The organism is Peribacillus sp. FSL K6-1552 (genome assembly GCF_038005205.1).
Classification (GTDB): domain Bacteria; phylum Bacillota; class Bacilli; order Bacillales; family DSM-1321; genus Peribacillus; species Peribacillus butanolivorans.
In genome coordinates, this window is record NZ_JBBOST010000001.1 from 1,849,469 (window position 1) to 1,865,723 (window position 16,255).

General features: G+C 37.8%; 11 protein-coding genes and 1 pseudogene. All 12 read left to right on the forward strand.

From position 1 onward, the window contains the following. Positions 1-60: 60 nt before the first annotated feature. The 12 genes and pseudogenes from pglZ (at position 61) to topA (ending at position 15,923) form a co-directional block, all read left to right on the forward strand. Positions 61-2,574 (forward strand): BREX-1 system phosphatase PglZ type A, encoded by a 2,514-nt coding sequence (gene pglZ, locus NST21_RS08915; protein WP_340888740.1) that lies wholly within the window; start codon positions 61-63, stop codon positions 2,572-2,574. Between the two features lie 27 nt (positions 2,575-2,601). Further along, positions 2,602-4,668 (forward strand): protease Lon-related BREX system protein BrxL, encoded by a 2,067-nt coding sequence (brxL, locus tag NST21_RS08920; RefSeq protein ID WP_340892483.1) that lies wholly within the window; start codon positions 2,602-2,604, stop codon positions 4,666-4,668. 922 nt (positions 4,669-5,590) lie between these two features. Further along, complete coding sequence (locus tag NST21_RS08925) at positions 5,591-6,754, forward strand: hypothetical protein (RefSeq protein WP_340888742.1); 1,164 nt, start codon at positions 5,591-5,593, stop codon at positions 6,752-6,754. A gap of 4 nt (positions 6,755-6,758) precedes the next feature. Continuing rightward, complete coding sequence (locus tag NST21_RS08930) at positions 6,759-6,941, forward strand: hypothetical protein (RefSeq protein ID WP_340888744.1); 183 nt, start codon at positions 6,759-6,761, stop codon at positions 6,939-6,941. A gap of 310 nt (positions 6,942-7,251) precedes the next feature. After that, a pseudogene (locus tag NST21_RS08935) lies at positions 7,252-7,800 on the forward strand (ribonuclease HII); the annotation flags it as partial. A 17-nt stretch (positions 7,801-7,817) separates the two neighbouring features. Continuing rightward, complete coding sequence (locus tag NST21_RS08940; RefSeq protein WP_340888745.1) at positions 7,818-9,431, forward strand: hypothetical protein; 1,614 nt, start codon at positions 7,818-7,820, stop codon at positions 9,429-9,431. Positions 9,432-9,496: 65 nt separating this feature from the next. Next, complete coding sequence (locus NST21_RS08945) at positions 9,497-9,733, forward strand: hypothetical protein (protein WP_340888746.1); 237 nt, start codon at positions 9,497-9,499, stop codon at positions 9,731-9,733. Then, the gene (locus NST21_RS08950) at positions 9,730-10,002 is read left to right on the forward strand and encodes an EscU/YscU/HrcU family type III secretion system export apparatus switch protein (protein ID WP_340888747.1); all 273 of its coding nucleotides are present in this window, start codon (positions 9,730-9,732) and stop codon (positions 10,000-10,002) included. The genes NST21_RS08945 and NST21_RS08950 overlap by 4 nt, the downstream gene beginning before the upstream one ends. A 511-nt stretch (positions 10,003-10,513) precedes the next feature. Further along, a complete protein-coding gene (gene sucC, locus NST21_RS08955; protein ID WP_053345310.1) occupies positions 10,514-11,674 on the forward strand; it encodes an ADP-forming succinate--CoA ligase subunit beta in 1,161 nt (386 codons plus the stop codon). A gap of 18 nt (positions 11,675-11,692) precedes the next feature. Further along, positions 11,693-12,595 (forward strand): succinate--CoA ligase subunit alpha, encoded by a 903-nt coding sequence (gene sucD, locus NST21_RS08960; RefSeq protein ID WP_053345311.1) that lies wholly within the window; start codon positions 11,693-11,695, stop codon positions 12,593-12,595. A gap of 120 nt (positions 12,596-12,715) precedes the next feature. Continuing rightward, positions 12,716-13,582, forward strand: a complete 867-nt coding sequence (dprA, locus tag NST21_RS08965; RefSeq protein WP_340888749.1) for a DNA-processing protein DprA — start codon at positions 12,716-12,718, stop codon at positions 13,580-13,582. A gap of 265 nt (positions 13,583-13,847) precedes the next feature. Beyond that, positions 13,848-15,923, forward strand: coding sequence for a type I DNA topoisomerase (gene topA, locus NST21_RS08970; RefSeq protein WP_053345313.1), 2,076 nt, complete (start codon positions 13,848-13,850; stop codon positions 15,921-15,923). The last annotated feature ends 332 nt before the right edge of the window (positions 15,924-16,255 follow it).

A 16,255-nucleotide genomic window follows, 5' to 3' on the forward strand; every position in this document is an offset into this window, starting at 1 on the left:
GTGTAATTTTGATGAACGAAGAAATGACGAGACTATAATTTGACAAAAGAGTGGATATAAATGGCAGAGCTTAATCTGAAACAAATTACAGATAAACTGAACTCCGAGTTTGTTGGGGATGTGCGAAAGCTTGTATTTTGGTACGATGCGGGTGCTGAGTTTATACAGGATATCGATACAATCGCGCTTGAGAACGCTAAGGTATTAAAGCTTGAGCAGGATAATCAATTTTATATGAAATATTTTTTAGAGCGTGAGGACACGACAACTCATTATTTGATTTATGCTCCTTTTGCGGAACCAGCCCTAAAGGACAATCATTTGGCGGATACGGTGCGCTATTCAAAGGAGTTTTTCGCTGACAGGGCTTCTTTATTAGCTCTGGATTTGGGCATTGATGAAAAATATAAGCCTGTGTTGCAGCAATATCTGAAGTTTTTTGGTGCTAAGGATCGAACACAACGATTTTATGAGCTAGAAATTGAAAACTTTAATAAGACTGTCATTGAAACGGCCCTCATGAGTGTCATCTGTAAGACGAAAGTAGTGTCTTTTGAGGAAATTGTTCGTACAGTTATTACGGATGACAACCTCGAAGATAACAAGTATATGGCAGAATTTGAAAAGTATGATTTAGTCCAACCGTTTTGGCAAATGTGTGAGGAGACTTTTGGTTATACCGATGTATCACCAACTCTATTTAAGCTGATTGCGACCTTGTTTATTACATATACCTCAAAAGTGATTCAGTCAGAGCTTCCTAACGTATGGAAAATTTATAACTCATACAAATCAGGTAATAGTATTGCCTTTTTGGACGGTTTGATGAATAGTGTCATTTTTAAAAGTAGCTTTGAGCGCTTGTCTGATTTGGTATTTAGCACATTGGACGGAGAAACGATTTTTAACAAGCTACAGGTTAATGATTTAACTGAAGTTGAGATTTTCAAAAAGGTAGATATCTTTTTGATGAAATGGTTATTGGAACGACTTGAAAATGAGGATACAGATGCAAAATTAAATGGCTATTCTATTCCGGAGCTATGTAAAATGAGACGGAAAATGCACTATGGTCAGCTGTTTTACTCACATTATTACATTTTAGAAAATGCCTATCATCTCATTGTAGCAGCACGTTTTGAAACAAAGACGTCTGCAACAGACCTTTGGAAGAGTTACATAGAAACAGACTATGTGATTGACCAGAAATATCGCTATTTCTATTACCACTATGACACAGTAATTGATCATACACCTTATGAAAATTTACGTGATATTGTAGAAAACATTTATACAAATCGTTATCTCGATCCGCTATCAGTATCCTGGATTCGTGCTTTTTCGGAATGTAAGGGCTATACAGGGCTTATAAAGCAGCAAGATTTCTATCAAACCTTTGTGCGACATACAAAAGAGCGTGTGGTCGTTATCATTTCTGATGCCCTCCGCTTTGAAGTAGGACAAACATTACTGAAGCGACTGATGGCTGATGAAAAATGTACGGCAACTATCCATGCTATGCAAAGTGTTGTACCATCTTATACAAGGTTTGGTATGTCTGCGTTACTTCCCCATAAGGAGCTTTCGATGAGTAAAGATTTCAAGGTGCTTGTTGATGGGAAAATATGTGATGATTTAAAGACAAGAGAACAAGTGTTACAGAAAACGGTACAAAACAGTCGTACAGTACAGTTTGATGATATTAAGACGATGAAAGTTGCTGATTTAAAGGATATTTTCACGGGTCAAGAAGTGGTCTATGTTTATCATAATCAGATTGATGCGAGAGGCGATAAGCTGAACACGGAAAATGAGGTGTTCAATGCCTGTGAAGAGGCTTTAGAAGAAATTCATACGATGATTAAAAGGCTGACTAGCGCAAATAATACACGATTCATCGTGACAGCGGATCATGGTTTTATTTATAAACGCGATAAACTAGCAGAAAGTGATAAGATTAGTGGTTTTGAAAAAAGTAATGCATTTATTGGAAGAAGATATGTGATTGCGGATGAAAGCTTACAGACGGATGGTGTGGGTACTATTCAATTAGGTGAGATATTAGCCAATACCGACGAAAGAATAATTTCTGTGCCAATTGGCAGCGATGTCTTTAAAGTCGCTGGTGGTGGCCAAAACTATGTGCATGGTGGGGCTTCTCTTCAAGAGGTTTTAATTCCGGTACTTGATGTGAAAACGAATAAATACCATACGGCAACGAGGTCTGTCACGATTGCCCTTGTATCAGGATTGAGCAAGATTACAAATTTAGCAACGAACTTAGACTTTATTCAAATGGAAGCTGTTACAGATGTGAATAAAGAAACGACGTATAAATTATTCTTTATTTCCGATGATAATGAAAAAATATCGAGCGAAAACATCTATGTAGCAGATAAAAAGGACAGAGATGCAAGTAAACGTGTATTCCGTTTAAAGTTTACATTTAAAAACAAGAAGTATGATAAACATAGAAAATACTATTTAGTGGCATACGATGAAAAAAATGCACTTGAAGTCATTCGCCATGAGGTGCAAATGGATCTGGCATTTTCCGATGATTTCGGATTTTAGTCTTTAGGGGAGGGGGATAACAAGTTGATGGACGACTACCGATTAGAAGAAGAGGATAATCATAATGCCGCATTGAATAAAAAACTGAGACAATTTTTTGATGGCAAGATTGTTCGCAAAGACTTAACAAAAGCTATTAAAGAGGGTGCTAACGTACCTGTTTATGTTCTAGAATTCTTGCTAGGACAATACTGTAGTTCAGATGATCCCGAAATCATTGAAGAAGGCGTAAAGACCGTAAAGAGAATTCTTGCAGAAAATTTTGTTCGTCCAGATGAAGCACAGAAAGTTCTATCTATTCTACGTGAGAGAGGTAGTTATACAGTAATCGACCGTATAACAGCTAAACTCAATATTAAGGAAGATCGATATGAGGCTGAATTTTCAAATCTTGGGGTAAGAGAGATTCTACTTGCCCCAAGTCATGTGTCAGAATTCGATCGACTTTTATGTGGAGGAATCTGGTGTATTGTTCAATTGGAATATGAATATATGGAAGAGGATAGACGTTCACATCCCATTCGTGTAAGAAAGCTAACACCTATTCAAATGCCACATATTGAACTGGATGAAATCAAAGAAGCGAGAAAAGAATTTACAAAAGATGAATGGTTGAATGTATTGATTCGTTCAACCGGAATGGAAGCAGAGAAGTTTACAAACCGTGAAAAATGGTTACTTCTTGCTCGTATGATTCCGTTGGTAGAAAATAATTTCAATCTTTGTGAACTTGGACCTCGTAGTACAGGGAAATCACACATATACAAAGAAATTTCTCCGAACAGTATCCTTGTTTCGGGTGGACAAACGACTGTTGCCAATTTATTTTACAATATGTCAAATAAAACAGTAGGACTTGTAGGGATGTGGGACTGCGTAGCCTTTGATGAAGTAGCAGGTATCACTTTTAAAGATAAAGACGGCGTTCAAATCATGAAAGACTATATGGCTTCAGGCTCTTTTGCTCGTGGAAAAGAAGAGAAGGCAGCGAGCGCTTCGATGGTGTTTGTTGGTAATATCAATCAAAGTGTCGATGTACTTTTAAAAACATCGCATTTATTTGAACCGTTCCCAGAGGTCATGGCTTATGATACTGCTTTTCTTGATCGAATGCATTGCTATGTCCCAGGTTGGGAAATTCCTAAATATAGACCAGACTTTTTTACCAATGAGTACGCTTTTATCACAGATTATCTTTCGGAATTTATGAAAGAAATGCGTAAAGAACAATTTGGAGATGCTTGTGAAAAGTATTTTAATTTTGGATTGAATTTAAACCAACGTGATGTGATTGCCGTGAGAAAAATGATTTCGGGCTTTACAAAGCTTCTATACCCTCATGGTAAATATACAAAAGAAGATATGGCTGAAATATTAACAATTTCTCTAGAGTTGAGACGTCGTGTGAAGGAGCAACTTAAAAAAATAGGTGGCATGGAATTTTATGATGTCAATTTTTCCTATGTCGATACCGAAACCTTTGAAGAACACTATGTACCTGTGCCTGAGCAAGGTGGTGGTAAACTAATACCTGAGGGAATGACGAACCCAGGGCATGTTTATACCGTGTCGAGAAGTAAATCAGGCATGGTTGGTGTGTATCGTTTAGAGACACAGGTTCTTCCGGGGAATGGTAAATTTGAACGTACTGGTCTTGGAACAGATCGAGATGCAAAAGAAGCTACAAACATTGCGTTCAATTATCTAAAAGCGAATGGCAAAAATATAAGTAATGCCATAAGTACGACGACAAAGGATTATATTATCAATTATCAAGATTTAAATGGTATTGGAATCACGAAGACATTGACACTTCCAACACTTATTGCCATATGTTCAGCTGCACTTCAAAAGCCAACCCTTTCTAGTTTGGCAGTTCTAGGAGATATAAGTATCAGCGGGACAATCCTAAAAGTAGAGGAGTTTGCCAATATATTGCAGGTATGTCTTGATAGCGGGGCTAAAAAGGTGCTGGTTCCGATTACATCTGCGGTAGATATGGGAACTGTACCTCCAGAATTAATAGGTGCATTTAGCATCATATTTTACAATACGCCTCAAGAAGCTGTTTTTAAAGCGTTGGGGGTAGAGTAGAAGTTTTTCGTGAGATGATTGCTAGGGTGATTAATATTTTCATTTTTCGCGATTGAATAGTAAGCAAATTTTAACGTATATAGAATAGCTTATAGTAAAACATTTACCTTGCTAGACACTGAAATGCACCCCTCATAGTAGATGTTGAAAAAACCCCATTAGGGTATCACTTCATCTTCTTGGTGGGTCTTTTATTATATCTAACGTTGTCCATATTTTTTTGATATTATAATAGGAAGTAATTTTTTTATAATTGAATTAATGTTTAATATCATCAAGAAGAACTTTAATTCATTTGTTGAAAATAATTGTATTTTGTATTACTTTATTAATACTAAGATTGCCAATTTATTGGTTGTGGGGCAGTACCGCACTTCCTCAAATCGTTGTCAATGCATTTAAGTGGAAAAGGATGGTTTGCCTGAGTCCTATGTGCAGGATTATTATCTACCAATATCGCTAATTTACTTGAACTAATTAAACTTTATGGAGTGATTTGGATGCTACTAAATGGAACACCGATTTTCTTAACTACCCTTGTTGTCTTTGTGGGGAAGGACAAGTGTCACTGATTTTTGGATTGAGGACATAAGGACCCTAAATAGGCCACTTTATAAAGTGGCTTATAAAAGCCTGCCAGTTGGCAGGCTATATTTATTTCATTTTTTAATTTGTAATAAATTGATAAAGGTAAACTCAATGTAAACAGTTATAATGGGTACGAGCAGTTTTTTCAAATAGGCTTATCTGTTTTTACTTAGTGTTTCTAGGATTAACTCATGTATGTTCAGGTTATTTCAATAAGTAAATAAAGACGTAGTTTTAAAGATAAATAAACAGTTTAGTCAATAATAGTATTCAAAAATTATCCTATTTATAAAAATTGGGATTATAAAACACTTTAGAAAAGTGGGGTTATTTCTTGAAATTAAAAGCTGTATTTTCAAATGAAATGCCGTTTATGATACATCTTCCTTCTGGAGATTATAAGGTAAAGGTTAAGTGGGGTTCTAATGATGAGGAATATGAATTTAATTTAACTTTAACAGATGAAATGTACCGTTTACATCTTGATGACCACCCCGGTAAGGGTTTATACATAGATGGATTAGTTAGTGAACTCAATAAATATATAAATGATCATAATCTTAAAACTTATGCTTTTACTCCGCTGAAAAGTTATATAACCTGCACCACGGAAAAAGATATAATAATTACAGAGACGAAGGCTAAGGTAATAACTGAAGAAGAAATTAAGGAAAAAGTTATTAAACCTTTTCTTATTTCAGAAGGTATTAATAAAGGAAGCCATATATATGGTGAAGAACTAAATGAAAGGGCAACGGAAATTTATGTAGATTTATCTGAGGAAGAAAAAAATGAAATGAAAATAGAAGTTGTTGTTAAGAGGGAACTCAATAAAATAACAGGGGTTATTTTCCTTTATCATAAAGCTTTAAATACTTTTATAGACCAATATAGATATATTAGGAACGATTTTTTCGTTGAACCTCTAACAATTCATACTTTAGAAGGGACTTTTGTTCAAACTTATATTGATGACAATTTGTATGAACAATATAAACACGCGGGTAAAGTACCGTCTATTATAACCCATAGCCAATGGATGCCAAATATTTCACCCATTGAGTTACAGGAACTGAAGAATCGTTTGGTACATCATTATACAATTAATCCTACAAAAGAGCTAATTATCACTGCTAGGAACTTATTAGAAAGGGGAGAGTATAGATCGGCTGTTATTGAAGCAAACGCTGCTTTAGAAATAGCAGTAGCAGATAAAATAATAGAAAAAATGAAAGTGAATGGTGACAGTACCTCAGTTATTGATGCTTATTTATCAAAAACAGAAACAAACTTTTATCAAAGATGTGATAACCAACTAAAGGCAAAGACTTCTTTTTCTTTTGTAACAGATAACTCAAATTTATGGAGCGTAATTAATTCGCATAGAAAGACTTTTAGACATAAAATTGCTCATACAGCTTTAACCCCTCCACCGAATGAAGTAGAAGGAATAATTAATGATTATGAGAAAGCTATACAATGGGTGGAGTCTCTATAGTATTATGGATGAAAGTCAGATTGAGTTAAATGGAATTTTTTTAAAAGATGGGATGGCTATGGCGATTCTATTCTTTATGAAGCTAACGGTAAGGCTGAGTTCCTTAAAGGTAAAAAAGGATTTTCAATCTAGTGATGGGTCTGAATTGAATGATTTAAAGTCACTAATAGTGAGGGGATTTTTATGATATCTTAATGGACCAGATAAATAATTTAATATTGAGCTTTCCGTATATAAATTAATAAAAAGCTTTTATGATTGGAAATACAAAGACTAAATCATTTGTTAGAATAGAAATATACCTTCATTATATCTATAAACAAAGTCATACATATTAGTATGACAAACCATTCAAAATAACCTGAGTTTAGGTGGTTATACTTAGACACATTACGAGTAACGTACTCAGACACAAATGAGTTGATAGAGTAAGGTAAAACTTTGTGGTGTCATACGCTTTGATCTAGTCACTCAATATATGCATGAGTTAAAAAGGTAAAATAAGGCGTGGGCCGCTAGCGGGACCGGTTGTGACTAGTGCAGTTATTTTACCTGAATCCTTTTATCTGCCAGGGCTAAATGATTCTAAGAAAATTCCTGAGTCAAAGAGGGAACTATTTTATGAGACTATCTTAAAGGAAGCTGTATCCATCGGGGTGGGCATTGTACATAGCGAAGAAATTGATGAAATCAATATATATCAAGCTACGAAAAAAGCCATGATTGCGGCGGTGAACAATCTTTCAGAACTCCCGGATCATTTGCTGATTGATGCGATGGAACTTGAAGTGCCTATTCCTCAACTTTCACTCATAAAGGGAGATGCAAGAAGTATTTCTATCTCTGCTGCCTCTATTATCGCTAAGGTGACACGTGACAGGATGATGAAGGGATATGGGGAAGCGTATCCAGAATACGGATTTGAAAAGCATATGGGGTACGGGACTAAACAACATTTAGAAGCACTCGATAATCACGGGCTTACACCTTGGCATAGGAGGAGTTTTGCACCTGTAAAGGAAATCGCCGCACGAACGAACGACTAAGAGAGAGGGTGAGAGAGATGCAATCGATAACAAGCGGTCAATCCGTGTCGTCACCCATTGAAATAAAGGGAAGTACGAGTTTGAAAAACGGACAAATCCTTTTCGGAAAAGTGAATAGGATTTATCCTAACCAAACAACGGAAGTGCAGATTGGCCATCAAAAAATGATTGCCACACTCGATATCCCACTTCAGGCAGGAGAAATGTATTGGTTTCAAGTACAGCAGCCAAATGAGGGGAAGGTTGTGTTAAAAGTACTAGATTCTCCGAATGTGAACTTTTCTAGTTTAAAGGGAGCGGCTGCACAATTGCTCTCTCATCTTGGCATATCTCCAGAACCGGAGGCAGCCAGCCTTGCCGAATATTTACTGAAAAATCAACTCCCAATTACAAAGGATACTTTTTTGTCTGCTTTGCAATGGGTAAAAACTGCTGATGCAGAAGAATATGGCCTGTCTATCATCAAAAGAATGTTCCTTCAGCAATTACCTTTTGTTGAAGATGTATTTGTAGCGCTGTTGGCACAAGCAAAAGGCGAACCTTTTCACAAATTGCTCAGTGGCCTGCAGCAACAATTACAGGACAGTGTTTCGGAAACATCAGTAAAACTAAAAGGCGTATTAGACTCGTTACATGTAGCTAAACAGGATCAGCTTCAACAAACTGGTCTACAGAAACTTGTTACCACTTGGATCGATTCCAGTGCATCACCTGAATTGAAAACCGGGGCATTCTCCCTGCTTCAAAAGACTGGTTTCGTTCCAATGGGGATTACTGAGGCTGGCTTTTTGGAGAAATTAGTTGTCGAATCGGCGGAAATATCAGGATCTACTAAGAACTCAGTGACTGATAAACTACAACAGGGACTGCAAATGCTATCTGATGCAAAAAATGGAACGTTGGGGAAAGTTGAAAAGGTCGAATATAGTCTAAATCGGTTATTGAACGGTCTTGATTATGTAGAAGCAGAAAAGTCTACTGATATCAAATCAATTCAGCAAAAAACCATTTCTACAGAAGAACTGTCCGCTCTTGCTTCCCGCTTGCTTGAGCGTACGTTTGCAGAAGCATCAGCCGGAAATAGAATAGCGGGTGCCAAAATAGAGGTAAATGACCTAATAGCCCATTTAAATAAGGATACAGAGAAAGTTACCGAGTCGAAGGGTAAAGTGACAGAACTGCTGATTCAATCGCTTAAGCGACGTCCTGAGGCTCTCTCCGTTACGAATGCTGAGAAACTAGTGCTTACACAAGTGCTGGAAACTGAATTTCAAACAATCGATTTCACGAATGGTGCCTCTGTTGCACAACAACTTAAAGAGTGGACGAAGATGCTTGGACTACAGTTGGAACATGCTCTTGCTAATATGCCTGGAGATGGTTTGGAAGATTTAACAAAGGATTTAGAGACCCTCAAACCGTTGCTACTTAAACTTCTGAACGAGCAAAATCCGGCATCCGTTAAGGAACTGGCAGAACAAATTTTGAATCGAATTACTGCTCAACAGGTTCTTTCACAGGAAACGGGCCCCTTGCAGAACTTACTCCTTACATTGCCTCTTAATCTTGGGTCTTCTCAAACGGACTTAACGTTGCAATTGAGCGGAAGGAAAAAAAAGATGGCAAGATAGACCCCGATTATTGTCGAATCCTGTTTTATTTAGAGTTAGAACGTCTTAAGGAAACGTTCATTGACATGCAGGTTCAAAACCGTGTCATAAAAGTGACGGTCATTAATGAGTATAGTAAAACAATAGAAGCAGCCGCCGACAATTATCTTACACTGTTGAAGGCGAATCTGAAAAAAATGGATTACAGATTATCCGGAGTTTTATTTGAAAATCCAGTGAGCAAAAAAAATACTGACACGAAATTGAAATTCGCCCTTTTTTCAGAAAAAGAATCATATAGTGGGGTGGATATTCGGATATGACGAATGAAAAACGAAAAGAAGCGATCGCTTTAAAATATGACCCGGAGATATCGAAATCCCCTGTCATCTTGGCAAAGGGGAAAGGTAAAACTGCGGAAAAGATTCTAGATAAAGCAATGAAACTGAATATCCCTGTTCAAAAAGATGTGTCGTTAATCTCCCTTTTGGGGCAATTGGATATTAATCAAACGATTCCGGAAGAATTGTATGAAGCGGTTGCAGAGGTATTTGCGTTTGTTTATAAAGTTGACCGGGACTTGAATCGGTAAGATTCAAATTTTTTGGGTTGATTTATATGAATTTATGGTTGGTTTATGTAGAATTTTAGGAAATGCACTTAAAAATTTTTATTATATTAAAAACATACTAAACTATCAGAAAAAGGGTAAAGCTATGGCTTTGTCCTTTTTCTTTTTCTGAAGATTTAGAATTTTTTAGAAAGATAACTATAATGTTTCAGAAAAAGATAGATGCATAAAATGATGAAAAAAGGCTTGTAAACAAAGTGTTTATACTAAATGAAAAATGGAATGGCTATTTTTAGAATGGAGATTTCGGACCGGAATAAATACTATTTTTAAAAAATAAACATATTAGTGGACTATGTTTTTTCCATTTTATACACCGACCTAGAAGTATATCGTAATAATTTTTTTGAAATATTCTGAAAGAAAATCATGCACGAAGGAGAATTTTGTTGTAATATGATAGAGAAAACACGCATTAAATCTAAATGTTGTTTTTTGGTAGTTGTTTTTTAGTAGATAAGGAGGATGGGAAATGAATATCCATGAGTATCAGGGGAAAGAGATTTTGAGACAATACGGGGTATCTGTTCCGAATGGCCGGGTTGCCTTTACTGTTGATGAAGCAGTAGAAGCAGCGAAGGAGTTAGGTACAGATGTTGTTGTCGTCAAAGCTCAAATTCATGCGGGCGGCCGCGGGAAAGCCGGCGGAGTTAAGGTAGCAAAGAATCTTGACGAAGCGCGTACATATGCAGAAGAGATTCTTGGTAAAACGCTGGTGACCCATCAAACAGGACCTTCAGGTAAAGAAGTTAAGCGTTTACTTATTGAAGAAGGCTGCGACATTACGAAGGAATATTATATTGGACTGGTCCTAGACCGTGCAACAAATAGTGTGGTATTGATGGCTTCTGAAGAAGGCGGAACGGAAATTGAGGAAGTTGCTGAAAAAACTCCAGAGAAAATTTTCAAGGAAGTGATCGATCCGGTTGTTGGTTTAACTGGCTTCCAGGCACGAAGAATCGCTTTCAATATCAACATTCCGGCTTCACTAATAAATAAGGCGTCTAAACTGATGGTCAACTTATATACAGCATTCGTTGAAAAGGATTGTTCAATTGCTGAAATCAACCCATTAGTTGTGACAGGCGACGGCAATGTAATGGCACTAGATGCTAAATTGAATTTCGATGATAATGCGATTTACCGCCATAAAGACATTGCGGAGTACCGTGATCTAGATGAAGAAGATGCTAAAGAAATTGAAGCATCCAAACACGGTCTTAGTTACATATCGCTTGACGGAAATATCGGTTGTATGGTTAATGGTGCGGGGCTTGCAATGGCAACGATGGACATCATTAAACACTATATGGGAGACCCGGCTAACTTCCTTGACGTTGGGGGCGGAGCTACAGAGGAAAAAGTTAAAGAGGCTTTCAAAATTATCCTATCTGATCAAAAAGTAAAAGGTATCTTTGTAAATATCTTCGGAGGAATTATGAAGTGTGACATCATCGCGACAGGTGTCGTAGCTGCTGCAAAAGAGCTAGGCTTGGATGTCCCTCTTGTTGTCCGTCTTGAAGGAACGAATGTGGATCTTGGGAAAAAGATTTTGAAAGAGTCTGGTTTAAATATTACGGCTGCTGAATCAATGGCAGATGGAGCACAAAAAATAGTATCACTTGTAGGATAATAGGCAGGGGGGAACATAATGAGCGTTTATATTAATAAAGATACGAAAGTGATCGTTCAGGGAATCACTGGCTCAACAGCATTATTTCATACAAAACAGATGTTGGAATACGGCACGAAGATCGTGGGTGGAGTAACTCCGGGTAAAGGTGGAACTGAAGCGGAAGGGGTACCTGTATTTAATACAGTTTCCGAAGCTGTCACTGAAACCGGAGCAAATGCATCTGTTATCTACGTACCTGCTCCATTTGCAGCGGATGCCATTCTTGAAGCGGTTGATGCAGAACTTGATCTTGTAATTTGTATCACGGAGCACATTCCTGTCCTTGACATGGTTAAGGTGAAGCGATATATGCAAGGCAAAAAAACTCGTTTAATCGGACCAAACTGTCCGGGTGTTATTAGTCCGGAAGAGTGTAAGATTGGTATTATGCCAGGGTATATCCATAAAAAAGGTCATGTAGGCGTGGTTTCTCGTTCTGGAACTTTGACGTATGAAGCCGTTCACCAATTATCACAAGCAGGCATCGGACAATCATCCGCTGTCGGTATCGGTGGGGATCCTGTTAACGGAACTGATTTTATTGATGTACTTAAGGCATTCAATGAAGATCCAGAAACTCATGCGGTGATCATGATTGGGGAAATCGGTGGTACAGCAGAAGAAGAAGCAGCAATCTGGGTGAAAGAAAATATGACGAAGCCAGTTGTAGGGTTTATTGGTGGCCGCACGGCTCCAGCCGGTAAACGTATGGGACATGCTGGTGCTATTATTTCAGGCGGTAAGGGAACAGCTGATGAGAAAATCCGCGTTATGAATGAATGCGGTATTAAAGTAGCCGAGACTCCATCCGTTATGGGCGAAACTTTGATTTCTGTCCTTAAAGAAAAAGACATGTATGAACCTTGCAAAACACACTAATCTAAGATGGGCCGACCTGTTTTTTGGGTCGGTCTTTATTTCACTTCAATCTCCCCGAAACACATCTTAACAACCGCAATTAATCTACTTTTAAAAATTTCCGATTAGGGGTGCTTCTAATTGAACAGGAAAGAAAAATTAATCCACCTCCATCATTGCCGTGGAGCAGGATGGAAAACGATCCAAACAATTATGGCCTATAATCCATCCCTTTCTTCTCTTTTCACAACCACGTACACCGAATGGGCTGAAATCCTTCCTATACCTTCAAATAAATTAAATCTCTTTCTGAAAGATTTACATTCTCTTAATACGATTAAAATGGTAAAGCAATACGAATATAACCAAATTAAATGTCTGACTATGTTTGATGAAGATTACCCGTTTTTGCTGAAGCAGATATTTGATCCCCCGTGGGTGCTTTATTTTAAAGGCGATAAACAGCTTCTAGAGAAGAAGAGTACTCTAGGTGTCGTTGGAACACGTAAGCCAACCTGGTATGGACTGGAGGCCTTAAAAACGATTTTACCGCCACTTGTGCAGAAAAACTTTGTCATCATCAGTGGAGTGGCAGCTGGAATCGATGCGGCTGCACACAAAGTAACATTGGATGAAGGTGGAAATACGATTGGAGTTTTGGGCGGGGGACTTTTGCAAATTTATCCAAAATCGAATATCCCGCTTGCAAGAGAAATAAGCAATAAAGGGTTATTGCTTTCTGAGACTCCACCGGCGATGAGGGCGGAACCTTGGATGTTTCCGCTGCGCAATCGTATTATTAGTGGATTATCCAAGGGAGTATTTGTGGTAGAAGCTAAAGAAAAGAGCGGTTCCCTAATAACTGCACAGGCAGCTCTTGATCATGGCAGAGAGGTATTTGCGCTTCCAGGTAACGTATTAAGCCCAGAATCATTAGGGGCCAATCAATTAATTCAAGATGGAGCCAAACTTGTTTTGAGTTCGTTACAGATTGAGGAAGAATTTTGAACAATATAATATAGAAGATATACGGAAAAATTGAAGGGGAAATAGCAAAAAAGATGCTTTTTTAGATGAATAGGTTGAAATTTTAGTCAAAAAGGTTGAAAATATTGTAAAACTGTTATAAGTTTTGCAAATGACACCTCTTGTTAAAATACCTAAAATTAAATAAATCAGCATGCTTTGAAAAATAAAGAGGTGTTGACAAATGAAATTTGAATGATTAATAATAGTGAAGATTTATATTACCTCTTTGAGGAGGATTTATTGGATGTCAGAATATTTAGTGATTGTGGAATCGCCCGCAAAGGCGAAAACAATTGAACGTTACTTAGGAAAAAAATATAAAGTAAAGGCTTCCATGGGGCATGTACGCGATTTGCCTAAAAGTCAAATGGGTGTCGATGTTGAAAATGAATATGAGCCTAAATATATAACTATCCGCGGCAAAGGTCCGGTTCTAAAAGAATTGAAAACAGCAGCAAAAAAAGCAAAAAAAATCTATCTCGCAGCTGACCCCGACAGAGAAGGTGAAGCGATTGCTTGGCATTTAGCTCACAGTCTCGATGTCGACATTAATTCAGATTGCCGTGTCGTATTCAATGAGATTACGAAGGAAGCGATCAAAGAATCATTTAAATCACCAAGACCAATTAATATGAAGTTGGTTGACGCACAGCAGGCAAGGAGAATATTGGATCGTTTGGTCGGATATAATATCAGCCCGCTTTTGTGGAAAAAAGTGAAAAAAGGCTTAAGTGCAGGACGAGTTCAATCGGTTGCTGTTCGGATGATTATTGACCGAGAGAAAGAAATCAAAGACTTTGTACCGGAAGAGTATTGGACAATCAGGGCAGATTTTGTTAAAGGAAATGAACAGTTTGAAGGTTCCTTTTTCAGCCTTGGTGGTGAACGGAAAGAATTAAACACAGAAGAAGATGTCAAGAAAGTACTTGCTTCTTTAAGCGGCGGCGAATTCACCATTGGTACCGTGACGAAAAAGGAAAGAAAGCGTAATCCAGCTGCACCTTTTACGACTTCTTCCTTGCAACAAGAAGCTGCGCGGAAATTAAATTTCCGTGCCAAGAAAACCATGATGCTTGCTCAGCAACTTTATGAAGGAATTGAGCTTGGAAAAGAAGGTACAGTCGGGCTAATCACTTATATGAGAACGGATTCGACCCGGATTTCGGATATTGCCAAGCAGGAAGCTCATAGCTTTATTCAAAACAGTTATGGTGATGATTATGTTCAGGTTGAACAGCGCAAGGAGAAAAAACAGACAAATGCTCAGGACGCGCATGAAGCGGTTAGACCGACAAGCACATTACGTGAACCAAGTTTAGTGAAAGAGTTTTTATCTAGAGATCAATTCCGTTTATATAAATTAATTTGGGAACGCTTTGTTTCAAGTCAAATGTCTTCGGCTGTAATGGATACAATGAGCATTGACCTTCACAACGGTGATGTCATTTTCCGGGCAAATGGTTCTAAAATTAAATTTCCAGGTTTCATGAAGGTATATGTTGAAGGCTCGGATGACTCAGTGGAAGAAAAGGAAAATGCCCTTCCAGATGTAAAAAAAGGAGATCAATTCTTTTCAAAAGATGTCGAACCGAAGCAGCATTTCACACAGCCACCGCCACGCTATACAGAGGCGCGTCTTGTCAAAACACTAGAGGAACTAGGCATAGGCCGGCCGTCTACATATGCTCCTACATTGGATACGATTCAAAAACGAGGCTATGTTACGCTTGATAATAAGCGGTTTATCCCGACTGAGCTTGGTGAAATTGTCCTTGAATTGATACGTGAATTCTTTCCGGATATTCTAGATGCAGAATTCACTGCCAAAATGGAACAGGAATTTGATAGTGTCGAAGAAGGAAGCGTTGAATGGATTAAGGTCATTGATGAATTTTACAAAGATTTCGCTATTCATTTGGCTAAAGCGGAAGTCGAAATGGAGAAAATTGAAATCAAAGATGAGCCTGCAGGGGAAGATTGCGTAGAATGCGGACATGAAATGGTCTTTAAAATGGGTCGATATGGAAAGTTTATGGCTTGCAGTAATTTCCCGGATTGCCGTAACACAAAACCAATCGTTAAAGAAATCGGAGTGAAATGTCCGAAATGTAAAGAAGGCAACATCATTGAGCGGAAAAGTAAAAAACGCCGACTGTTCTACGGTTGTGATACTTATCCAGGATGTGACTTCATTTCATGGGACAAACCTCTACCTCGTAGTTGTCCAAAATGTGAAGGTACGCTTGTTGAGAAAAAACTCAAAAAAGGCGTGCAGGTACAGTGTATGGATTGTGATTTCAAAGAAACACCTCAAGCTTAGAAAAGGTGGACTAATTACTCCCATATTTCTATGTTCAATTGAGAAACTCAGAATAAAATGTGGACTCGGCATCTGCCGAGTTTCTTTATGTTCATGGATGTGTGCTATCATCATAATAAGAGGATTTTATTTCCAAGAAGAAATTGGATAAAGCCTGAAACTTTTTTATTTGGGTCATGTAATGTAAAATTCAGTGGACAAGTGTATTAACTTAAAGATATAATTCCTCTTTGTGTCCGTTATCCATCTTAGGAAACTTGGGTTGTAGGGAGAATGCAGGATTGATGGCATAGGGTTTATAATTGTTGTCAGCAGGAACGAGTATTTTATGG